This is a genomic window from uncultured Jatrophihabitans sp., assembly GCF_964252635.1.
GTDB lineage: Bacteria > Actinomycetota > Actinomycetes > Mycobacteriales > Jatrophihabitantaceae > Jatrophihabitans.
Window position 1 is genome coordinate 1 of the sequence record NZ_CAXUNP010000032.1, and the last position, 22,276, is coordinate 22,276.

A 22,276-nucleotide genomic window follows, 5' to 3' on the forward strand; every position below is an offset into this window, starting at 1 on the left:
GGGCGGGGGCGCGGCCACGACCTGTTTTCTCGGCGGTCGGGGCTTGCGCAGCTCATAACCGGTAGTTCGCCGCAGGACGGCGTTGAGGTGCGTTCGATACGGCATCGCGATATGAAAGCACAGAACGGACACCCGCACGTGCTCCCGTCAGTCAGTGATCTGCCGGTTGCCTGTTCTGAGAACAATTCCTCTTCGCTACGGTGAGATTCAGCACCGACATGAGGAGGAACCCCATGGGCGATTCGCGTCCCCCGCCAGCAGCCTTCGATTTGATAGGTAGCTTCGCACGGTGCCGTGGCTTGGATGTCGAGATGGTGCTGGCCGGACCGAAGTTGGCGCTACCGAACGGCGGGGTAACGGTCGCCTTGCAGCGCGGCCGGAAGACCGTCGAGGCGGATGGTCACACTGAGCGCGGTGCGGGCGATGACAGGCTGGTCGTGCGGTGCCCGCGGGCGGAGCTCGGTGACGGGACCTGGAGGCTAAGCGTCAAGCGGCCCGACGGTCCGCGGGAAAGGATTGGCGCACGGCTCCTTGTCCAGGGACAGCGCCCTGTGGTGCTGCTATGGGGGGCTCAGGACCCGCCGTCCGTGGTGCCGACAGCGCGGACTGTCGTGCCGGCCCGCAGGCGAGTGGCGGCGGCGGCCGGTCGCGTACTCGACCGCGCTCTGCTCGTCCTTCCGGAGCAGCAAGCGACGGTGGTCAGGGCCAGCGTCCGCTCGACCGCCCGCCGGGTCCTGCGATGACGGATCACGATCCGGCCCCGCTGGACGTCTTGTTTAGCCGGTGATGAACTCCCGGAAGCTGTGCCGGATCCGATCGGCGTAGTCGACCTTGCGGCTGGAGTCGCGCAGGCGCGCCAGCTCTGCCCACCCACTGCACTCAACCAGGCGGTCGGGATCCACGGCCCGTGATCGGGTCAGCACCTCGGTCGGGACGTCCTGCGGGTCCGGGGAGACTGCGACCTCGAGCCAGTCGTCGTACCCTGCAAGCACACCGCCGTTTCGGGCGTCAGGCAGCAGCACGACGACGACGCCGGTCGTGGTGGTGTTCACCTCTATGACGACGAGGTCCGGACGCAGGTCGCGCAACGCCTGCGCCGCCTTGAAGACATCCCCAGTCCAGGCGTTCGTGTGGCGGTAGCGGGCAGCCTCGTCGACGGAGCGGGGCAACATATCGTCGAACACCAGCACGCTTGTGGGAGCGGTAAACCGCTCAATCGCGAGGAAGTCACGTAGCGCGTATTCCGACAGGTGCATCCCGTCGATGAAGGCCAGGTCGATGACGTCTTCGGGTAGATGCGCCACAGGGTGGGGTCGTGCGAAGAACTCGTCGCTGGATGTCCGGGCGAGGTGGACATCGGCGCGCAACTCGGTCTCGACGGCGAACTCCGGGTCGATGCCAATACTTGGCACGTGCGACAGGACGAGACTCTCGCCCTTGTAGATCCCGGTCTCCACGTAGGTTCGCGGACGAAGTCGCTGGTGCAGTGCGTGCAGGAAGTCGTGGCGGCGCATGAGAGGTCCCTTGTTCGCTGAACGGTGGTGCCGGACCATTGTCACGCAGGGGGCAGCCTGCGCCTACGCCCATCCGTCCCAGGTCCCGTGGCTGTGGTTAGAGACGCGGTCGCGGTACCCACAGGAGCCGCGACTTAGCATTGCGCCGTGCGTTATAACCCTGGGCTGACCGTGGTGGTGCCGGTGTACAACGCCGGGACGTATCTTGCGCGCTGTCTGGAATCGCTAACTGTGCAAACCGCGGAAAGGTCCCGTTTCGACGTTGTCGTCGTCGATGATGGTTCGACGGACGGCAGCGGCGAGCAGCTGGACCGCTTCGCGGCTGAGCATCCCGGGTTCGTCCGCGTCGAGCACATCGAGAACTCTGGTTGGCCGGGCCGGCCCCGCAACCTGGGCACCGACCTTTCGACACGGGAGTACGTTTTCTACTGCGACGCGGACGACTGGCTTATGCCCGACGCGGTCGAAACGATCCTGGACCGAGCGGCGGCTGACGACTCGGATGTGGTCATGGTGCGCGCGGTCGGCAACCGCCGTCGGGTGCCACACGCAATCTACGAACGCGGCGACCGTTGCACCAATTGGCGGGAGACGCCGGGGGTCTTCAGCAACCTGACCTGTCACAAAGCGTTCCGCAAGAATTTCCTGCGTGAGAACGACATCCGGTTCCGGGAGGGACGGGTGCGTCTCGAGGACTTCTTGTTCATGACGGCGGCCTATCTGTACGCGGAGCGCGTCACCATCCTCGGGTCGCGCCCGTTGTATGTGCTGGAACGGCGCGACGACGGCGGTAATCTGACGGCGACGCGGGCGACCGAGGACGACTATTGGAGCAGTGTCGAGGCGCTGATCGATCTGGTCTGCTCGGTCGTTGAGCCCGGTTCCGCACAGGATCTGGCCCTCGACCGAGTGGTGCGCTCCGAGCTCGCGGGTCCATTGAGCCGGCCACCACTGTTACGGAAGGAGCCCGAGGTACAGGCTTCAGCGCTGGCCCACGGACGTCGAATCCTGGAGACCAAGGTGCCGCCGTCCGCCGTCGCCCGCTTGGACAGGACCACGCAAGCCCGCCTGGACGCCGTCCGCAGAGGCGATCTCATGAGCATTCTTCGCCAAATCGAAGCAGACCAGGCAGTGGAGCTCGTCGGCCGTGGACGAAGCCTGGCTTGGGACGGGACCGGACTTCGGGTCGACGTACTCGCAGTTCTTCAACGGGACGGGGCCTCGCTGACGATGTGTCGTGCGGGCGAGAGCTGGGTGCTTCCGCGCCTGGACTCCCGCCAAACGCCGGCCGACCTGACAGCGTCGTTCGCTCAGACCTCGGCAAATCTGCGCCTGCGCAACCGTGCGACCGCAGAGGTCCGTCGTGCCCGCCTGCCGGTGCAGCCGGTGGACATGTCGACGACCGCACGCCCGCTGGCCTGGGCGGGCGCGGCCATTGTCGAGGTACCGGTGTTCGCTGCCGGCCAGCCGTTGCACCCCGGCATCTGGGACGTATCGGTCGAGGTCAACTCGTGCGGCTTCCACCGCACGCGACAGGTGCAACTCGACGAGTCACTGGTCGTGCCGTCGAGCATCGTCGTCGACGGTCTGCGTGTCCGGCCCTACCGCACGCAGTCCGGCAGGTTGGCCATTGTGGTTCGCCCGGCCGTGTCGGTCACGCTCCGGGCCCGCCTGCGGTTGATGGTGCGGCGAACCGGGAAATCGATTCACCGGAAGTGGGATTCCGTCACCCGACCTGGGTAGACCGACGGTCGGCGGGGGAGCCGTGTTCGTCAACGACCCCGTGAGGCCCCCGCTCATGACCCTCCGCATCTTTACGCCGTGCCGCAGTTCCGCAATCGGACGCCACCGTTCCCGCTCGTTGGCCATCGCGGCCCTGACACTCGCTCTGGGCGCGGCGACCACGGTCGCTGCCGGGCCCGCATCCGCTGCCTCCACCTGGCCGGGCAAGCCGTCCGGCGTGCGCGTCAGCGGCGCCGGAAACAGCTGGCTGACGGTGTCGCTCCGCTCCGCCGTCCACGCGCGCTCGTACCGCCTGTTCGCGTCGACCACCAAGAGCGACATCTATTACGACAACCTCATCCACGGCCGCCACTCCTCGGCCCGCCACACCGCCACGTCGAGCCGGCCGTCCCTGTCGCTGCACGGCATGCGATACACCAGTGCTCCCATCTACTACCGGGTGGTTGCCTTGAACGGCAGCAAGGCCTCTTACTCCGCGGGCATAGGCCAGACCGCCCTGCGGCCGGCCACCCCTTGGTCGCTGACGGTGCACACCTCGGCCGCAGGCACGTACCTGACCTGGGGAAGCCAGGCCGCGACCGGCTACACGATCGCAACGGCCACCAACTCCTCGATGACGGCCGGACGACGCAACTTCTCGATCATTGACCAGAGCCACGCCTTCACTCCGTCCGGCCTGACGAAGGGGGTGCGGTACTACTTCACTGTGCGCGCCCTGAACGGCTCGATGCCGTCGCACTACGCGGGCATCGTCTCGGCGGTCGTGCAGTCGCGCCAGCAGAGCATGCGGCTGATGAGCTACAACATCCTCAACCTGGGTGCGGACCGCACCCGTGAGGCAGGTGGCGTGGTCGCTCCGTGGTCGCAGCGCCGCGCCCCGGCAGTCGCACTGATCAAATCCGCCAACCCTGACGTCGTCGGCATCCAGGAGGGCAACTGGTGGGCCGACGCCACCCACCACATCCTGCAGGTGGATTCGCTGCGCAACGGCCTCGGTGGCACCTACACCCTGGCCCACACCGAACCGCGCTACGGCGAGAGCGACTGGAAGTGGTTCCGGACCGGCAATTACATCCTGTACAAGCCCAGCACGTACCGCGCGGTGGGCGCCGGCGGGAACTGGCACCTCGGCGCGAAGGCATACGCCGTCTACCAGGTGCTGCAGAACAAGGCATCGGGCGCACGCGTCCTCGTCGTCAACACCCACCTGACCCAGCCGGGCGGGTACAGCAACGACCTGGCTCGCCAGTCCGAGATGCGGTCGATGGTCTCGGGGGCCAACGCACGGGCGCACGGGCTTCCTGTGGTCTACGTGGGTGATTTCAACTCCAACAACAACCCGAAGCAGTACCGGCTCGACGGCCCCGGCAGCATCATGCGCTCCTCACGCATTGCCGACGCCCGGCTGGTCGCCCAGTCCCACGTAAACCCGCACTGGGACAGCGCGAACGACTACATGCGCGCGCCGTACCACTACGACCTGTACATCGACTACCTGTGCCTGACGCCAGGGGTCTCCGCCACGTCCTGGGGTATGGCCATGCGGATGTCGCACGGCCGCTTCGTCGGCACCATCCCGTCGGACCACAACCCGATCTGGACGCAGTTGCAGTTCCCGTACTGAGCCGTGCGGGCCGCGAGGCCTGCACCAGCACCGACGGTGCGCCGGTCCGCCCGGCGCACCGTCGTCGTGCTGGGTTCGGTGGGCAAGGGGGGAGTTGAACCCCCACGTCCTTTCGGACACACGGACCTGAACCGTGCGCGTCTGCCATTCCGCCACTTGCCCGGCTGCGCACCCTGGCCGGGCCGCGCTGATTGGCGTCCGCAACGGTAGCACGCGGCTGAGGACGGATACCCGGCCCTTTCAGGGAGGACCGATAGACTCCTGCGGATGCGCGTCACCGACGCGTCCCCGTCTGCTGCTCGCACCACGTAGCCGACCGGCGGTTGACCCGAAACAAGACGAGGAGACGTCCGTGAGCCTGGCCCAACGTTTCGAGCGTCGGCTCGAGGGCCTCGTCGGCGGGGCTTTCGCGCGGGTCTTCAAGGGTCAGGTCGAACCGGTCGAGATCGGCACCGCCCTGCAGCGCGAGGCCTCCGACAAGCGCAAGGTGATGGGCAACGGCCAGGTGCTGTGCCCCAACCGCTACCGCGTCACGCTGTCGCCGTCCGACCACGAACGTCTCGACCCGTGGGAGGTCCAGCTCACCAACTCCCTGGCCGAGCTGCTGCAGGAGTACCTCGACGAGAACGGCCTGCAGACCATCGGCGACATCGAGGTCTTCCTCGCGCGTGACGACGAGCTGCACACCGGCGTGTTCGGCGTCGCGTCGCGGATGGAACCCGGCGCCCCGCCCCGCCGGCGCCCGCACGACTCGCTCTCGCTGCCGATCGTCCCGGGGCAGGCCCCGGGCGAGTACGCGGACGACCAGCAGTACGGCCGAGGCGCACCGTCCTACGCGGCCGGCCCGGCAGCCGGGGCGGCCGCCGGCTACGCAGCAGCGGCCCCACCGTTCCCCGGCGCGGGCCCGTCCTACGACCAGCCGGTCGGCAACGGCGGGCCCGGCTACGGCGACGCCCCGGGGTACAGCGCCGTGCCCGGCTTCGACGACGACCCCGGGTACGGCAACGGTCCTGGGTACGGCAACGGTCCGGGGTACGGCGGCGGCCAGGGCTACGGCGGTGGCGCGGGGTACGGCGCACCGCCCCCCGGCCCGCTGGTGCACGCCTCGCTCATCGTCGACCAGACCAACCGCCGCTTCGACCTGCAGCGCGGCGCGAACGTCATCGGCCGTGGGACCGACGCCGACCTGCAGCTGCTCGACCAGGGGATCTCGCGGCGGCACGTCGACATCCAGTTCGACGGCAGCTTCGCCACCGCCTACGACCTGGGGTCGACGAACGGCACAACCGTGAACGGCCACGAGATCAGCAGCCAGTTGCTGCGCCACGGCGACGTGCTCAGGGTGGGTCACACCCGCATCGTGTTTCACCAGGAACGCTCGTGACGGCCCGCGAGGAACGCCCGTGACGAGCCGGCGACCGCCGGGGCTCGGCGTCCGAGAGCGGTGACGCGGTGAACTCGGCGCTCGCGCTGCAGCTGATGCGTTTCGGTTTCCTGGCCCTGCTCTGGCTCTTCGTCCTCGCGAGCCTGCGGGTCATCCGCAGCGACCTGCGCACCAGCGGGCAGCCGCGCATCGCGGTGCCGCCGCCGGCCCGCCGTCGCGGGAAGAACGAATCGGCGCCACCGCGGCAGGCACCGGGCGCCCCGACCCAGCTCGTCGTCACCGAAGGCGGGCTCACCGGGACCCGGATCGGCCTGACCGGTGCGCCGGTGCTCATCGGCCGGGCCAACGACTCCACCCTCGTGCTCGAAGACGACTACGCCAGCACGCGGCACGCCCGGATCAGCATGTCCGACGGGTTGTGGGTCGTCGAGGACCTCGGCTCGACGAACGGCACCTACCTCGGCCAGCGCAAGCTCGACGGTCCCGTGCCGATGGAGATCGGTGTCCCGCTGCGGATCGGCAAGACGGCCCTGGAGTTGAGATAGGTCGTGGCGCTCTACCTGCGGTACGCGGTGCGCTCCGACCTCGGTCTGGTGCGCACCAACAACGAGGACTCGGTGTACGCCGGTCCCCGGCTGCTGGCCATCGCCGACGGCATGGGCGGCCACGCGGCCGGCGAGGTCGCCAGCAAAATTGTCATCAGCACGCTCGAGCCGCTCGACGAGGACCGTCGCATCGAGGACCTCATGGGGGCCCTGCGCGACTCGGTGGCGCAGGCCAACCACGGCATCTCCCAGGCCGTCGCGCAGCGCAAGGAACTCGACGGCATGGGCACCACCCTCACCGCGCTGCGTTTCACCGGTGCCCAGGTCGGGCTCGTGCACGTCGGCGACTCCCGGGCCTACCTGCTGCGCAACGGGCAGCTCACCCAGATCACCCACGACGACACCTACGTCCAGTACCTCGTCGACGCCGGGCAGCTGACTCCCGACGAGGCGAAGGACCACCCGCGCAAGTCCGTCATCCTTCGCGCGTTGCTGGGCAGCGACGTCGAGCCGGACGTCTCGATCCGCGAGGCCCGCGGCGGCGACCGGTACGTGCTGTGCTCCGACGGGCTGTCCGACGTCGTGTCGGCCGAGACCATCGCCGACACGCTGCGCATCGACGACCCTCAGGACGCCGCGGACCGGCTCGTGGAGCTGGCGCTGCGCAGCGGCGGCCCGGACAACGTCACGGTCATCGTCGCCGACGTCCTCAACGCCCGGGTCGGGGACGAGATCGACGACACCCCGGTGATCGCCGGTGCCTTCGTCGACCCGGCCGCGGCCGACGTCCCCGGCAGCGACAGCGCGGCCGGCCGCGCCGCCCTCATGTCCCGTCCGCTGGCGACGAAGCAACCCGCCGAGGCCACCGACGAGCCGATCCCGCACCGGCGCCTGCAGCGGCTCCGGCCGTGGCTGCTCGTCGCCGTCGTGCTGGTGCTCATCGTCGCCGCGCTCGGGGGCACCTACGCGTGGACGCAGAGCCAGTACTTCGTCGGCCACGCCGACGAGGACGTCGCGATCTACCGCGGGGTCAACACCGAGTTCGGTCCGCTGAAGTTCTTCAAGGTGTACCAGCTCAGCGATCTGAAGCTGGACGACCTGAACCCGGCGACGCGCACGCAGGTCCAGGCCGGCATCACCGCCGGCAGCGCCACAGAGGCCAAGAGCATCATCGTCAGCCTGCGCGGTCAACAGCTACCCGTGTGCCGGACGCCCGCGCCCAGCTCCGCTCCGCCCTCCGGCTCGGCGTCGTCCAACCCGGGGTGCCGACGATGAGCGGCACCTTCAACCCCGCCCTGCGCATCCCCACGAAGCGCAACCTCGAGCTGCTGCTGCTCGCTTTCGCGGTGCTGGTCGTGATCAGTGCCGAGGGTGCGGTCGAGGCGGCCCGCGACGGGCACCTGTCGTCGCACCTCGTCACCTACGCGGCGGTGCCCCTCGCTGCCGGCCTCGTCGCGCACCTGGTCATCCGCAAGATCGCGCGCTACGCCGACCCGTTGATGCTGCCCGTCGTGGTCCTGCTCAACGGCCTGGGCCTGGTGATGATCCATCGCCTCGACCTAGGACTGAAGACCCAGGCGGCGCAGAACGGCCAGCAGTTCGCCGGCGCGCAGGCACCCACCCAGGTGGTGTGGACCGCGCTCGGCGTCGTGCTGTTCCTGGCGCTGCTGTTCGTCGTCCGTGACCACCGGGTGCTGCAGCGCTACGCCTACACGCTCGCGCTCGTCGGAGTCTTCCTGCTGATGCTGCCCGCCGTGCTGCCGGCCCGCTTCAGCGAGGTCAACGGCGCCCGCATCTGGATCCGTGTCGCCGGCTTCTCGCTGCAGCCCGGTGAGTTCGCGAAGACGCTGCTCACCATCTTCGGTGCCGCCTACCTGGTGCAGAAGCGGGACGTCCTGGCGCTGGCCGGCCGGCGCATCCTGGGCATCGACTTCCCGCGCGGCCGCGACTTCGGTCCGCTGCTGCTGGCCTGGTTGCTGTGCATCGGCGTGCTCGTGCGCGGCCACGACCTCGGCACGTCGCTGCTGTTCTTCGGCCTGTTCGTGGTGTTGCTCTACGTCGCCACCGAGCGGGTCAGCTGGGTCATCGTCGGCGTGCTGCTGTTCGCCGGAGGCGCCTACCTCGCCTACCAGATCTTCGGCACCGTGCAGACCCGGGTCGAGGTCTGGCTGCACCCGTTCGACCCGCGCTACACCGACACCGCCTACCAGCTCAAGCAGTCGCTGTTCGGCCTCGGTACCGGCGGCATCTTCGGTACGGGGCTCGGCGGCGGCCACCCCGAGCTGGTCCCGCTCGCCACCACGGACTTCATCATCGCGTCCTTCGGCGAGGAGATCGGCCTGTTCGGGCTGATCGGCCTCCTCGTCGCCTACGGGGTCCTGGTGTCGCGTGGTTTCGCGGCCGGGCTCGCGGTCCGCGACTCCTTCGGCAAGCTGCTCGCCTGCGGGTTGGCCTTCCTGATCGGGCTGCAGCTGTTCGTGGTCGTCGCCGGCGTCACGCGGCTGCTCCCCGAGACCGGTCTGACGTCGCCGTTCCTGTCCTACGGGGGCTCCTCGCTGCTGGGCAGCTGGGCCATCCTCGCGCTGCTCGTGCGGGTGTCCGACGCCGCCCGCCGGCCGGCGACCACGCCGCCGGGACGTGCGGTCACCACCGAGCAGCCGGCCGTGGTCGCATGAGAGAGGTCGTCGACCGATGAACAAGCCCATCCGCAAGGTGTCGATCGCGATCGGTGTGCTGCTGCTCGCCCTGTTCGTGAACCTCAACGTCGTGCAGGTCGTGCAGGGCAACAGCTACCGCGACAACAGCCAGAACCGCCGCGTGCTGCTCAACGAGTACTCGAACCCGCGCGGGCAGATCACCGTGCAGGGCACCGCGGTCGCCGAGTCGCGCAAGACCACCGACGAGCTGAAGTACCTGCGCGAGTACCCGCAGGGCCCGGTGTACGCGCCGGTGACCGGCTTCTACTCCTACATCTACGGCGCGTCCGGCATCGAGGAGACCGACAACGACGTGCTCAGCGGCGACTCGCCCTCGCTGTTCACCACGAACCTCACCAGCCTGCTCACCGGCCGCAACCCGCGGGGCGGCCGCGTGGAGCTGACGATCAACCGGGCGGCGCAGGCCGCGGCCTACAAGGCGATGCGCCTGTCCAACGGCACCTACCGGCCCGGCGCGGTGGTCGCTCTCGACCCGTCCAACGGGGCGATCCTGGCGGCCGTGTCGACGCCGTCCTACGACCCGGGCGCGCTGAGCTCCCACGACTCCGGCGACATCTCGCACGCCTATGCCTGCTACTCCGACATCGACACCGTCCGGCGGGTCGGCGAGTCGAGCACCGCGCTCAAGGCCCGCATTGCCAAGCAGCTTGCGGAACGCGAGAAGACCTCGAAGTCCAAAGGCTGCAGCAACGTGCCCGACGACCCGACCGCCTTCCTGAAGAAGGACCCCACCGCGCTCGGCCCGTTCCACAACCGGGCCTTCGACGTCACCTACCCGCCCGGCTCGATCTTCAAGGTCGTCGTCTCGGCGGCAGCCCTCAAGGCGGGCGTCAAGCCCGACGACAAGATCTTCGCGCCGCAGTACTACTGGCCCGACGACGCGACCGCGACCCAGAAGCAGACGCCGTGCCCGAAGACCGACACCGGCCCGTGCATCCACAACTTCACCCTCGACAACGGCGTCCGCGAGACGTGCAACGGCAGCAACAAGTTCGCGACGCTGGACTTCGCGCTCGAGAAGTCCTGCAACACCGCGTTCGCGGCGGTGGCCAACGAGAAGCTGGGCATCGGCAAGATCGCCGCCGAGGCCAAGCTGTTCGGCATCGACACCACACCGCCGAAGATCCCGTTGTCCACGGTGGGCTCGACGGTCGGGTCCGTGAGCCAGCTCGCCCGCGACCCGGTGGCCCTCGGCCAGACCGCGTTCGGTCAGCGCGACGTCGCGATCACCCCGCTGCAGGCCGCCATGATCTCCTCGGCCGTGGCCCAGAACGGCACGCTGTACAAGCCGCACCTGGTGCAGAAGACCTACCGGCCGAACCAGTCGGTGCTGTCCGACCCGCAGCCCAGCCAGATGAGCCAGGTCCTCGACCCCGGTCTCAACAGCGAGCTGATGCAGATGATGGAGAACGTCGTCACGGGCAAGCAGGCCGGGGACGATGCCACCGGCAAGTCCGCGGCCATCACCGACATCCCGAACGTCGTGGTGGGCGGCAAGACCGGCACCGCCGACCACCAGGACGCGAACGGCAACGCGCTGCCCGCGCACTCCTGGTTCTCCGGGTTCGCCCTCGTCAAGGGCGAGGCGAAGATCGCAGTCGCGGTGATCCTCGAGGACAGCGACGCGACGGGTGGCGAGGACGCGGCGCCGAAGGCCCGCCAGGTGATGGAGGCCTACCTGCGCTCCATCGGGACGGACTGACATGAGTGAGGACGCACGATGACCCAACCGAGGATGGTCGGGGACCGCTACGAGCTCGGCGAGCTGATCGGGTACGGCGGCATGGCCGAGGTGCACCGCGGCCGCGACACGCGGCTCAACCGCGACGTCGCGATCAAGGTCCTGCGCGCCGACCTGGCCCGCGACCCGTCGTTCCTGGCCCGCTTCCGCAGGGAGGCCCACTCGGCGGCCGGGCTCAACCACCCGTCGATCGTCTCGGTGTACGACACCGGCGAGGACGCCGCCCCCGACGGCACGTCGATCCCGTTCATCGTCATGGAGTACGTCGAGGGGCGCACCCTGCGCGACGTGCTCAAGTCCGAGGGGGCGCTCCCGGCGCGCCGGGCCATGGAGATCGTCGCCGACATCGACAGCGCGCTGGACTTCAGCCACCGCAACGGCATCATCCACCGCGACATCAAGCCGGCGAACGTGATGATCACGCAGGCCGGCGCGGTGAAGGTCATGGACTTCGGGATCGCCCGCGCGGTCGCCGACACCTCGGCCACCGTCACCCAGACCGCGAACGTCATCGGCACGGCGCAGTACCTGTCGCCGGAGCAGGCGCGCGGCGAGGCCGTGGACGCCCGCTCCGACGTGTACTCGACCGGCTGCCTGCTCTACGAGCTCGTCACCGGCGTGCCGCCGTTCCAGGGTGACTCGCCGGTCGCGGTCGCCTACCAGCACGTGCGTGAGACCCCGGTCGCGCCGTCGGCGCGTAACCCCGAGGTCCCCCGCGCCCTCGACTCGATCGTCATGAAGGCGCTGGCCAAGAACCAGCTCAACCGCTACCAGTCGGCCGGCGAGATGCGCGCCGACCTGCAGCGGGCGCTGGCGAACCAGCCGGTCGCGGCCGAGGCTGTCATGACCGACGCCGAGCGGACCCAGTTCATCGCGCGCACTCCCCCGCCACCGGTGAGGCCCCGCCCCGGCCCGGTCGCCGACGAGGTCGACGACTCGCGCCGCCGCGGCTGGATCTGGGCGGCTGTCGTGGTCGCGCTGCTGCTGGTCATCGGCATCGGCTCGTTCGTCATCTTCGGGACCTCCGGCAACAGCGACACCAAGGAGATCGCGGTTGCCAATGTCACCGGCCAGGTGCCCGACGCCGCTGCGAACAGCCTGCGCCAGCAGGGTTTCCGGCCCAAGCAGAACACCGCCACGACCGGCGGGCCGTGCACGAACAACCAGACCGTCGAGAAGGGCCGCGTCTGCACCACGTCGCCGAAGGTGGGCGAGATGGTGAAGAAGGGCGAGACGGTCACCTACACGCTCTACTCGCCCAAGCTCGTGCAGGTGCCCTTCGTCGAGGGCAAGAGCTACACCGACGCAGTCGCGCTGCTGCAGGCGGCGGGGCTGGGCAGCACGCGCAAGGACGTGCACGACTCCGACGCCAAGGGAACGGTCGAGAAGCAGGGCACCGCGCAGTTCACGTCGGTGCCGCCGGGCACGAAGATCGAACTCGAGGTCTCGACCGGCACCATCAAGCTGCCAGACGTGCGCGGCAAGACCATCGACGAGGCACGGTCGACGATCCCCAGCGACTTCAAGAAGATCGAGACGCAGACCAAGAACACGTCCGACCAGGGCAAGGACGGCAAGGTCGCCGAACAGACCCCGACGGCGGGTTACTACTCCCCCGACCAGCAGGTCACCCTGACGGTCTACAAGTACGTCAAGCCCAAGCCGACGTGCACCACGCCGCCGCCGAGCCCGACCACGACCACACCCACCCCTGGGCAGCCACCGGGCCAGCCGCCGGGCCAGCCCACGACCACCCCCGCGCCGAGCACGAGCAGCACCGGGCTACCCGCCTGCAAGTGAGGGTCAGAGGGTGTCGGGGGCGGCGGGCAGGACGACGACGGCCCGCAGCCCCGGCTGCCCGTCCTCGCGATCGGTGAGCCATACGCGGCCACCGTGGCCGCGCACGATGTCGCGCACGATCGGCAGGCCCAGCCCGGTGCCGCCGGTGTCGCGCGACCGGGACTCCTGGACGCGGTAGAAGCGGTCGAACACCCGCTCACGCTCGTCCTCGGCGATGCCGGGGCCGTCGTCCTCCACCGTGAGCACGCACTGCCGGGCCGCGGCGCCCCGGTCCGAAGCGTTCCGGTCCGCGGCGTTCCGGTCCCGCGCGGCCTGGGACGGCGCGACGGGCTCGACCGCGACCCGCACCACGACCTCGCTGCGGGCGTAGCGCAACGCGTTGTTGACCAGGTTCACGACCACGCGTCGCAACGCGTCGGGGTCGCCGTCGGTCAGGGCCGGCTCGGCCTCGGCGCGCACCGTCACCCCCTCGGGATGCACACCGTCCACCACCGCCGCCACGACCTGGTTCAGCGGCACCGACTGGCGACGGACGCCCGCGGACTCGTCGAGGCGGGCCAGGGCCAGCAGGTCCTCGACGAGGCGGTCGAGGCGGTCGACGTCGACCAGGACGTCCGTGACGAGCGCGTCCCAGCCGTCGTCGGGCTGGCCGATCCGTTGGCCCACCTCGAGCTGGACCCGGATCGAGGCCAGCGGTGAGCGCAGCTCGTGCGCAGCGTCGCCGACGAAGGTGCGCTGCCGGCTGGTCGCCGAATCGATGCGGTCGAGCATCGCGTTCAGGGTCACGGCCAGCCGGTGGATCTCGTCCTGCGAACCCGGCACCGGCAGGCGCTGTTCGGCCAGGCCCGCGGCGGTGATGTCGGCGGCGCCGTGCCGCAGCGCGGCCACGGACCGCAGCGTCAGAGCGACGACCAGGTAGGTGGCGAGAGCCATGACCAGGACCGCGAGCGGACCGCCGATGAGGGCCGCGCGCGTCAGGATGCGCAGGCTGTCGTCCACCCGGGTGACGTCGGTGAACACGAGCACCGTCCGTGAGCCCACCGCCCGACCCAGCACCCGCAGCCGCGCGTCCGACGTGGGGCTGTCGATCTCGATGCGGGCGCCGTGCCGCACCTCGCGGAGCTGTTCGCGGCTGGCGAGGATGGGGCGGGCGTGGTCGGTGCCCTGGGACGCCGCCAGCACCGCGTTCCTCGCGTCCACCACCTGCACGGCGGCGATGCCACCGGTCGTCGGTGCGACGGTCGGGGGCAACCGCCCGCTCATGACCTGTTGGGAGATGTCGCGGGCCGTCTTGCCCGCCGACTGGTCGAGCACCCGCGTCAGTGCGTAGCGCTGCAGGACGAGGAGCAGCACCGCGCCGGTTGCCACGGCCAGCGTGAACAGCGCGGTGGCGAGCAGCGTCAGCCGTCGCCGCAGCGACTGGCGCGACCACCACCGGCGCGGGGCGGAGGTCACCGTCGAGATCACCATGCGGTCACCCGCGGGCCGACCACGGCCCGGTCAGCCCTCGGCGGTCAGGCGGTACCCGGCACCCCGGACGGTCTGCAGCGTCTGCCGCTCGAAGGGGACGTCGATCTTGCGGCGGAGGTACCCGACGTACACCTCGACGACGTTGGCGTCGCCGTCGTAGTTCGCGTCCCACACGTGGTGCAGGATGTCGGCCTTGCTGACCGCGTCACCGGCCCGCCGCATGAGGAACTCGAGCAGCGAGAACTCCCGGGGCGTGAGGTCGATCGTGGTCTCCCCGCGGCGCACCGTGTGGGCGGCGGGGTCGAGCACGAGGTCGTTCACGGTCAGCGCCGCCGGGCGGGGCTTGACGCCCCGGCGCAGCAGGGCCCGGATGCGGGCCAGCAGCACCACGAACGAGAACGGCTTGGTCAGGTAGTCGTCGGCGCCGAGGTCGAGCGCGTCGGCCTCGTCGTACTCGCCGTCCTTCGCCGTCAGCATGAGGATCGGCACCCAGTTCTCGGCCGCCCGCAGCTGTTCGATGATCCGGTAGCCGGACAGCTCCGGCAGCATGATGTCGAGGATGACCGCGTCGTACGTGGTCTCTTGCGCCATGTGCAGCCCGTCCGGGCCGGTATGGGCGATGTCGACGGTGAACCCCTCGGCGCCGAGCCCGCGCTGCAACGCTGACGCCAGCCGGATCTCGTCCTCCACGATCAGCAACCGCACGGCGGACCTCCTCGAGACTGCGTGTGCTCGGCGACGTGCCGGGCCGCTGCTGAGTTCGGACTCAGCAGTTGTCAGACTGCCAGGGTGGACCTTGGCGATCGCTGGAGAGGCTCAGCCCCATCACAGTGGCTGGTCCGCACGCTGGGACCAGTGAACGTCCCGTCCGTACTGCTCCGCCACCGCTCGCTGCGCTGGTTGGCTCCGGCGGGCGTCGTGGCGGTGGCCGGTCTGGTCGCGACCGGCTTCTTCCAGGCCGACGCCAAGCAGTCCACGAAGCTGCCGCACATGACCCCGTCGGCCCTGTTGGCCGACGTCCGCTCCGCCGGCACCACCGGCTTCTCCGGCACGATCCTGTCGCGCGTGTCGCTCGGGCTGCCCGAGCTGCCGTCGCTGGGCACCGTCGGCGGCGACGCGGACAGCACCTCGTTCACCTCGCTGCTGTCCGGCTCGCACACGCTGCAGGTCTGGTACGGCGGGGCCGACGAGCAACGCATCGCCCTGCTCGGGGCCATGGACGAGACCGACGTCTTCCGCTCGGGGCGTCAGCTCTGGACGTGGAACAGCTCGGACCGCATCGCGCAGCACGCCGTCCTGCCGGCGGGCGCCGCCGCCGTCCCCGACCCGGTCGGCTCGCCGGCACCGACGATGACGCCGAGCGCGCTGTCGTCGCAGGCCCTCGCCGCCCTGTCGCCGACCACACGCGTCAGCGTCCGCGCGGGCGCCCAGGTCGCCGACCGCAACGTCTACGACCTCGTCCTGACGCCGCGCACGAGTGCGACGCGGGTCGGGTCGGTGCACATCTCGGTCGACGCCTCGACCAAGCTGCCGCTGGCCGTCCGCGTCTACGCCCGCGGTGAGCGCAGCCCGGCCGTCGATGTGGCCTACACCAGCGTGCGGTTCACGGCGCCGTCGAAGTCGTCGTTCACCTTCTCCCCGCCGGCCGGCGCGACCGTCCACACCGTGAAGCTCGGCGCCGACCTGCGCCGCCTGGCCGGTCGCGACGAGGCACGGGTCGTCGGGGCGGGCTGGACGAGGGTGGTCGAGGTCGACACCCATTCGCAGGTGAACACCGCACGCGGGGAGTTCGCCCGCGCCCTGACACCGGTGTCGGGGTCGTGGGGCCACGGCGGCCTGCTCGAGTCCAGCCTGGTGAGCGTCCTGGTGACGAGCACCGGGCGGGTGTTCGCCGGCAGCGTCGACCCGTCCGCGCTGTACGCCGCCGCTGCCGCGAAGTGAGGGCGGGTGCGTGGCCGATGGTGAGCTGGCCGAGGTCGAGGCGTCCCGCGGCGGGGCCGCGATCGCTACAGCGATCGCCACGACGGGGCTGACCAAGCGCTTCGCGTCCGTCGCCGCTGTCGACTCGGTCGACCTCGCCGTGCCCACCGGATCGGTGTACGGCTTCCTCGGCCCGAACGGTTCGGGCAAGACCACGACGATCCGGATGCTGCTCGGGCTGGTGTTCCCGACCGCCGGCACCCACCAGCTGCTGGGGCGCGACTTCGCCACCGGTGGGGCGGCCGCGCTGCACCGGGTCGGCGCTCTCGTCGAGGGCCCGGCGTTCCACCCGTACCTGTCCGGACGTGCCAACCTGATCCGTGTCGACGCTGCCGACCGCAGCGCGGACGCCCGTACCGTCGGAGCCCGCGTGGATGCCGCCCTGGACCGGGTGGGTCTCGGCCCGGCCGCCGGCAAGCGGTACCGCGCCTACAGCCTCGGCATGCGCCAGCGGCTCGGCATCGCGGCCGCCCTGCTGCGTCCGCGTGACCTGCTCGTGCTCGACGAGCCGACGAACGGGCTGGACCCCCAGGGCACCCGTGAGGTGCGAACCCTGATCGGTGAGCTCGCCCGTGACGGTGTCACGGTGTTCCTGTCCTCGCACCTGCTCAGCGAGGTCGAGCAGCTCTGCACCGAGATCGGGGTCATGAGCGCGGGGCGGCTGGTGTGGCAGGGCCCGCTCGTGCGGCTGCGCGAGCGGCAGGCGCAGCGCGTGCACGTCGAGACCACCGAGCCGGCGGCTGCCGCTCGCTTGTTGCGCTCGCTCGGGCTGGCCGAGGTCACCGACGGCGAGGCCGGTGTGAGTGCGCTGCTCGGCGCCGCCGCGCCGGAAGAGGTCGTGGCTGCGCTGGTCCGGGCCGGGGTGGGCGTGCGCGGCTTCGTCGTGGCCCGTCCCAGCCTCGAGGACCAGTTCGTCGGCCTCACCGGGGACGGCTTCGATGTCAGCGGTTAGCGGCTCCGACTCCCGACCGTCTCGGGCGGTGCCCGGACGGTTCCTGCGTTCGGAGCTCGCGCTCGTGTTCCGGCGCCGCCGCAACCTGGTGCTGCTCGGCATCCTCGGCCTGGTGCCGGTGCTCATCGCGGTGTCGGTGAAGGCCACCGACCGGTCCGCCCGCGACGGGTCCATCTTCGGCGGCATCACCGACAACGGCCTGTTCGCCGCCCTCGCCGGGTTCCTGGTGACCACCCCGCTGTTCCTGCCGCTCGTCGTCGCCGTGGTGGCCGGGGACACCGTGGCGGGTGAGGCCAGCACCGGCACCCTGCGCTACCTGCTCGCCGTGCCGGTCGGGCGGACACGGCTGCTCGCCGTCAAGTTCGCGGCCTGCGTCGTCTGGTGCGTCGCATGCGTCGCCCTGGTGGCGCTCACCGGGCTGGTGGCCGGGCTCGCGCTGTTCCCCGCCGGGCGGGTGACGCTGCTGTCCGGCACCACCGTGTCCTACGGCGCGGGCCTGGGCCGGCTGCTGCTCGTGGCGGGCTACGTGGCGTTGACGATCGCCTCGGTGGCGGCGATGGGCCTGTTCGTCTCGACCATGACCGAGGTGCCGGTCGCGGCGATGGCCGCCACGCTCACGCTGACGATCGCCAGTGAGGTCGCCGACGCCATCCCGCAGCTCGGGGTGATCCACCGCTGGCTCCCGAGCCACTACTGGCTGCGCTGGGTCGACCTGCTGCGCGATCCGATGCGCACCACCGACGTCCGCACCGGCCTGCTGGTCACGCTCGCCTACGTCGCGATCTTCGCCGCGCTGGCCTGGGCCCGTTTCGGCGGCAAGGACGTGACGTCGTAGTCGACGTGGGCCGCTCCGGCCGGACAGGACCGGCCCGAGGGGCCGATCCGCGCCGGGCCTACTGCAGGTAGCCCTCGACCTCGCCGACCGGCCGCTCCTGCACGTCGTCGGTGGGCTCGTCGAACTCGTCGCGGGCTCGCCGCTGGCGCAGCAGGTCCCAGGCCTGGTCGAGCTGCTCCTCGAGGTGGCGCAGTCGCTCGCGGTCCTCGTCGGTGTGCGTGTGCGTCGACGAGCGCAGCTGCTTCTCCTCAGCAGCGAGCTCGTTGATGTGGTCGAGCATCGACTTCTCGGTGGCCATGATGTGGTGTCCTCTCGGTCCGGTCGTGACAGGAAAGGTGCTACCGGTCCAGGTAGTGGTATTCCTCGTTCGGCAGCTGACCCGTTGCCAGCGCCATGCGGTTGGTGAAGTTGTACATCGCCGCGATCTCGGCGACGTCCCACACCTCGTGCGGGCTCAGCCCGACGTCGGCGAGGCGCTGCAGGTCGTCGTCGGTCATCTCGTGCGGCCGGGCGGTCAGCTTCTCGGCGTAGTCGCAGATCGCGTACCGGCGGGGGTCCAGGCCGGCGTGACGCCAGTTGGTGGCGATGTAGTCGGCCAGCACCTGGTCCTCACGCCGCCCGCCGAGCGCCTTCCGCAGCGCGTGGCCGTGCGACACGATGCAGTAGGTGCAGCGGTTGTAGGCACTGACGACGACCGCGATCATCTCGCGGTCGGCCCTGTCGAGGTTCTCGGTCGGCTCGTGCAGCATCTTGTAGTGGGCGAACCACGCCGACAACCGCTCGGGGCGGTAGGCGTAGGCGCGGAACACGTTCGGCACCAGGCCCACCGTCTCGCGCGCCTTCGCGAACAGGCCCCGCAGGCGTTCGGGCAGGTCGGCCTCGTCCGGGACCGGGAAGAACCAGAGCGCGCGGGCCATCAGGCGCGGTCCCTCACAGCGAGTCGCGCCAGGCGAGCCAGCGGCGCAGGGTGGTGAAGTCGTAGTCCGGGCCGCCGACGCCGACCGTGAACAGCGTCGCCCCGGCCTCGACCAGCGGCGGCCCGACCTCGGCGGGATCACCCTCCGGCACACCGACCGAACGCTCGATCTCCCCGGGGTCGCGCCCGGCGTCGGCGCAGTGCGCCGCGAGCACCTCCTGCTTGCGCACGAAGGTGTCGAGGTCGCTGAAGGAGTGCCAGATGTTCGCGTGCCGGGCCACCATGCGCAGCGTCTTCTTCTCGCCGCCCCCGCCGATCAGCACCGGGATGTCGCGCGTCGGCGCGGGGTTGAGTTTCGCCAGTCGCTGCTCGATGCGGGGCAGGTCCTCGGCCAGCTGGTCCAGCCGGCTTCCTGCGGTGCCGAAGTCGTAGCCGTACTCGTCGTAGTCGCGCTGGAACCAGCCCGACCCGATGCCCAGGATGAGCCGTCCGTCGCTGATGTGGTCGACGGTGCGGGCCATGTCGGCCAGCAGCTCGGGATTGCGGTAGCTGTTGCACGTGACCAGGGCGCCGATCTCGATGCGCGAGGTCTGCTCGGCCCAGGCGCCGAGCATCGTCCAGCACTCGAAGTGCTCGCCGTCCGGCTCGCCGTAGAGGGGGTAGAAGTGGTCCCAATTGAAGGCGATGTCGACGCCGAGATCTTCGGCCTCGGCGACCGCGCGCCGGATTGCCGCGTACTGGGCCTGCTGGGGATGCAGCTGGACGCCGATCCGGATCCGCGAGGGTGTCATGCTCCCGACGCTAGCGCAGCTGCGCTGCGGTCGCCGCGGCTGCGGTCGGCCTATAAAGTCTGGTCCTGTGACACGTGGGACCGGCGCCGACCTCGCGCCCGAGGGCGAGGATCCGGACCTCGGATCCATGCTGTTGCCCCAGGTGGTCCACGAGGCCAGTGCCGCGGTGCTCATCGTCGACGTCGAGAAGCGGCTGGTCACCTTCGCCAACCACCTGGCGGTCGAGCTGGTGCCGGACCGCTCGCTGCCCATGCCGGTGGACGAGTGGTCGCGGGCGGCCGGGCTCGAGGACGTCGCCGGTGACGACCTGCCGGGCCACGGCGGCGGCGCGCAGGGTGCCGCCGAGTCGTTGATGCGCATCGCCGAGGGCGAGCCGGTCACCGGGGAGCCGGTCACCGCGGCCCGTGGCACCTCGGTCACGCGGGCTCGCGAGGTGCTGTGGGTTCTCGGGTTGCCGCTCACCGATGCGCCCGAGCCGATGACCTCGCTGGCCTTGGTCGCGTTCCTCCCCGCCCGCAACGCCCAGCTGATCGCGGGCGTCCAGCAGTCAGCGCTGGGCCTGCGCGACCGGGCCGTGCTGGCCACCAAGGTGTCGTTCACCATCACCGACCCGCGGGTGGCCGACAACCCGCTCGTGTGGGTCAACCCGGCGTTCACCACGACCACCGGGTACGAGTTCGACGACGCGGTCGGGCACAACTGCCGCTTCCTGCAGGGCCCGGAGACCGACCAGGCCGTTGTCAGCGACATCCGCGCGGCCATCGCCGACGGTCTGCCCGTCACCACCACCCTGCTGAACTACCGGCGCGACGGGTCGCCGTTCTGGAACGAGCTGTCGATCTCCCCCGTGCGCGACGAGCAGGGCACGGTGACGCACTTCGTCGGTGTCCAGGCCGACGTCACCGCCCGCGTCACCGCCCAGCGCAGCCGCGACGACGCGCTCGCCCAGGTGGCCATCGTGGCCGACCGGCTCGGCCTGCTCGCCGACGTCACCTCACGGATGGCGGCCGCCCAGCGCCCGGCGCAGATCGTCGACGTGCTCGGGCAGGTGCTCACCCCGCGGGTCGGAGTCGCGTGCGCCATCTTCACGACCGACATCGGCGGCCACCTCGAGCGTCCCTACCTGCGGCACGAACGGCAGTCGACCGACGACCGGGTGCTCGGCTACTTCGACGAGCTGGTCGATCTTTTGCCCGACTCGTTGCGGGTCGACGGGCCGGTGTGGCGCGTGCTGCGTGGCGAGTCCCGCGGCGTGCTCGTGCCCGACATGGGCGACGAGCCCGACGCCGTGTCCGGGCTGTCCGACGACCGGCGCAGCGAGATCGTCCGCGAGCTGCACCTGTCCAGCATGATCGTGGTGCCGCTGCGGGCCCGGCACAGCGTGCTGGGCGTCGTCTGCCTGCTCAACGACGGGACCCGTCAGGCGTTCACCGAGACCGACCTGGCGCTGGTCCAGGACCTCGCGATCCGCGCCGGGTTGATGCTCGAGAACTCGCAGCTGTTCGCCCGCGAGCGGGCCGTCACCGCCACTCTGCAGCGCAGCCTGTTGCCGCGGCTGCCGAGCATCCCGGGCCTCGAGGTGGCGGCGTCCTACGTCCCGGCGGCGGACGAGGCGGCGGTGGGCGGCGACTGGTACGACGTGTTCGAGCTGCGCGGGCACGGCGGTGTCGGGGTCGTCGTCGGCGACGTCATGGGGCACAACTACGACTCGGCGGCCCGGATGGGCAAGCTGTCGACCATCGTGCGCAGCTACGGCTGGGTCGGTAGCGAGCCCTACACCGTGCTCACCGCCGTCGACGAGTTGCTCGAGGGCGGCAACCTCGACTACATGGCCACCTGCTTCTACGGCACGCTCATGCTGCGCAACAACGGTGCGTCGCTGCGCTACACCAGCGCCGGTCACCCACCGGCGCTGCTGCGCCGCCCGGGCGGCTCGGTGATCGTGCTCGAGGACGGCCGCGGGCCGATGATCGGCATCTCGCGGCTGCTGCCCGAGGGTGCCGACCGGCCGAGGGACGCCCACATCGACCTGGCACCCGGGTCCACGTTGATCTGCTTCACCGACGGGCTGACCGACGGCTTCGCCGACGAGCCCGACCTGGACGCCGGGCTCGCCGAACTGGCGCGGCTCACCAGCGAGCTACCGGTCGACGCGTCGCCCACGCAGATCGTGGACGCCCTGACCGGCGCGGCGATCCGGCACGACGACGACGTCGCGGTCGTCGCCATCCGGATCCGTTAGGCCGCCGCCGCTGACCGGCGAC

At 70.4% G+C, this 22,276-nt stretch carries 18 protein-coding genes and 1 tRNA gene; 12 read left to right on the forward strand and 7 right to left on the reverse strand.

Going from position 1 to position 22,276, the window contains the following annotated elements:
* Positions 1-776: 776 nt before the first annotated feature.
* Positions 777-1,514 (reverse strand): class I SAM-dependent methyltransferase, encoded by a 738-nt coding sequence (locus ACFFCA_RS14015; RefSeq protein WP_375485812.1) that lies wholly within the window; start codon positions 1,512-1,514, stop codon positions 777-779.
* Positions 1,515-1,661: 147 nt separating this feature from the next.
* On the opposite strand from ACFFCA_RS14015, the gene ACFFCA_RS14020 reads away from it, so the two are divergent.
* Positions 1,662-3,257 carry a glycosyltransferase gene (locus ACFFCA_RS14020; protein WP_375485814.1) on the forward strand — a complete coding sequence of 532 codons (1,596 nt, stop codon included), beginning with the start codon at positions 1,662-1,664 and terminating at the stop codon, positions 3,255-3,257.
* 118 nt (positions 3,258-3,375) lie between these two features.
* The gene (locus ACFFCA_RS14025) at positions 3,376-4,881 is read left to right on the forward strand and encodes an endonuclease/exonuclease/phosphatase family protein (protein WP_375485816.1); all 1,506 of its coding nucleotides are present in this window, start codon (positions 3,376-3,378) and stop codon (positions 4,879-4,881) included.
* A 79-nt stretch (positions 4,882-4,960) separates the two neighbouring features.
* Here ACFFCA_RS14025 and ACFFCA_RS14030 read toward each other — a convergent pair.
* Positions 4,961-5,043, reverse strand: a tRNA-Leu gene (locus ACFFCA_RS14030).
* Positions 5,044-5,233: 190 nt separating this feature from the next.
* On the opposite strand from ACFFCA_RS14030, the gene ACFFCA_RS14035 reads away from it, so the two are divergent.
* From ACFFCA_RS14035 to pknB, 6 genes are all read left to right on the forward strand, one after another.
* Positions 5,234-6,265: an FhaA domain-containing protein gene (locus tag ACFFCA_RS14035; protein WP_375485818.1), complete on the forward strand. Its 1,032-nt coding sequence runs from the start codon at positions 5,234-5,236 to the stop codon at positions 6,263-6,265.
* 95 nt (positions 6,266-6,360) lie between these two features.
* Positions 6,361-6,810: an FHA domain-containing protein gene (locus tag ACFFCA_RS14040; protein ID WP_375485877.1), complete on the forward strand. Its 450-nt coding sequence runs from the start codon at positions 6,361-6,363 to the stop codon at positions 6,808-6,810.
* Between the two features lie 3 nt (positions 6,811-6,813).
* Positions 6,814-8,085, forward strand: coding sequence for a PP2C family protein-serine/threonine phosphatase (locus tag ACFFCA_RS14045; protein ID WP_375485820.1), 1,272 nt, complete (start codon positions 6,814-6,816; stop codon positions 8,083-8,085).
* Positions 8,082-9,485 (forward strand): FtsW/RodA/SpoVE family cell cycle protein, encoded by a 1,404-nt coding sequence (locus ACFFCA_RS14050; RefSeq protein WP_375485822.1) that lies wholly within the window; start codon positions 8,082-8,084, stop codon positions 9,483-9,485. The genes ACFFCA_RS14045 and ACFFCA_RS14050 overlap by 4 nt, the downstream gene beginning before the upstream one ends.
* A 16-nt stretch (positions 9,486-9,501) precedes the next feature.
* Entirely contained in the window at positions 9,502-11,229 is a 1,728-nt protein-coding gene (locus ACFFCA_RS14055) for a penicillin-binding transpeptidase domain-containing protein (RefSeq protein WP_375485824.1), read from the forward strand.
* Positions 11,230-11,247: 18 nt separating this feature from the next.
* Positions 11,248-13,068: a Stk1 family PASTA domain-containing Ser/Thr kinase gene (pknB, locus tag ACFFCA_RS14060; RefSeq protein WP_375485826.1), complete on the forward strand. Its 1,821-nt coding sequence runs from the start codon at positions 11,248-11,250 to the stop codon at positions 13,066-13,068.
* 3 nt (positions 13,069-13,071) lie between these two features.
* Here the strand turns inward: pknB and ACFFCA_RS14065 are convergent, their stop codons facing one another.
* Both ACFFCA_RS14065 and ACFFCA_RS14070 read right to left on the reverse strand, forming a co-directional pair.
* On the reverse strand, positions 13,072-14,538 hold the full coding sequence (locus tag ACFFCA_RS14065; protein ID WP_375485828.1) for a sensor histidine kinase: 1,467 nt from the start codon (positions 14,536-14,538) through the stop codon (positions 13,072-13,074).
* 30 nt (positions 14,539-14,568) lie between these two features.
* Entirely contained in the window at positions 14,569-15,243 is a 675-nt protein-coding gene (locus tag ACFFCA_RS14070) for a response regulator transcription factor (RefSeq protein WP_375485830.1), read from the reverse strand.
* A 150-nt stretch (positions 15,244-15,393) separates the two neighbouring features.
* Here ACFFCA_RS14070 and ACFFCA_RS14075 point away from each other — a divergent pair, with 150 nt between their 5' ends.
* From ACFFCA_RS14075 to ACFFCA_RS14085, 3 genes are read left to right on the forward strand one after another with little or no spacing between them, the layout of a single operon-like run.
* The gene (locus ACFFCA_RS14075; protein ID WP_375485832.1) at positions 15,394-16,479 is read left to right on the forward strand and encodes a hypothetical protein; all 1,086 of its coding nucleotides are present in this window, start codon (positions 15,394-15,396) and stop codon (positions 16,477-16,479) included.
* A gap of 10 nt (positions 16,480-16,489) precedes the next feature.
* Positions 16,490-17,470: an ABC transporter ATP-binding protein gene (locus tag ACFFCA_RS14080; RefSeq protein ID WP_375485834.1), complete on the forward strand. Its 981-nt coding sequence runs from the start codon at positions 16,490-16,492 to the stop codon at positions 17,468-17,470.
* A 28-nt stretch (positions 17,471-17,498) separates the two neighbouring features.
* Entirely contained in the window at positions 17,499-18,305 is an 807-nt protein-coding gene (locus ACFFCA_RS14085) for an ABC transporter permease (RefSeq protein ID WP_375485836.1), read from the forward strand.
* A 58-nt stretch (positions 18,306-18,363) separates the two neighbouring features.
* Here ACFFCA_RS14085 and ACFFCA_RS14090 read toward each other — a convergent pair whose 3' ends face one another.
* The 3 genes from ACFFCA_RS14090 to ACFFCA_RS14100 are packed head-to-tail and all read right to left on the reverse strand — an operon-like array spanning position 18,364 to position 20,012.
* Entirely contained in the window at positions 18,364-18,603 is a 240-nt protein-coding gene (locus ACFFCA_RS14090) for a DUF2630 family protein (RefSeq protein WP_375485838.1), read from the reverse strand.
* Between the two features lie 40 nt (positions 18,604-18,643).
* Positions 18,644-19,222 (reverse strand): peroxidase-related enzyme, encoded by a 579-nt coding sequence (locus tag ACFFCA_RS14095; RefSeq protein WP_375485840.1) that lies wholly within the window; start codon positions 19,220-19,222, stop codon positions 18,644-18,646.
* 13 nt (positions 19,223-19,235) lie between these two features.
* Positions 19,236-20,012 (reverse strand): LLM class F420-dependent oxidoreductase, encoded by a 777-nt coding sequence (locus ACFFCA_RS14100; protein WP_375485842.1) that lies wholly within the window; start codon positions 20,010-20,012, stop codon positions 19,236-19,238.
* 67 nt (positions 20,013-20,079) lie between these two features.
* Here ACFFCA_RS14100 and ACFFCA_RS14105 point away from each other — a divergent pair, with 67 nt between their 5' ends.
* Complete coding sequence (locus ACFFCA_RS14105; RefSeq protein ID WP_375485843.1) at positions 20,080-22,254, forward strand: SpoIIE family protein phosphatase; 2,175 nt, start codon at positions 20,080-20,082, stop codon at positions 22,252-22,254.
* Positions 22,255-22,276 lie beyond the last annotated feature (22 nt).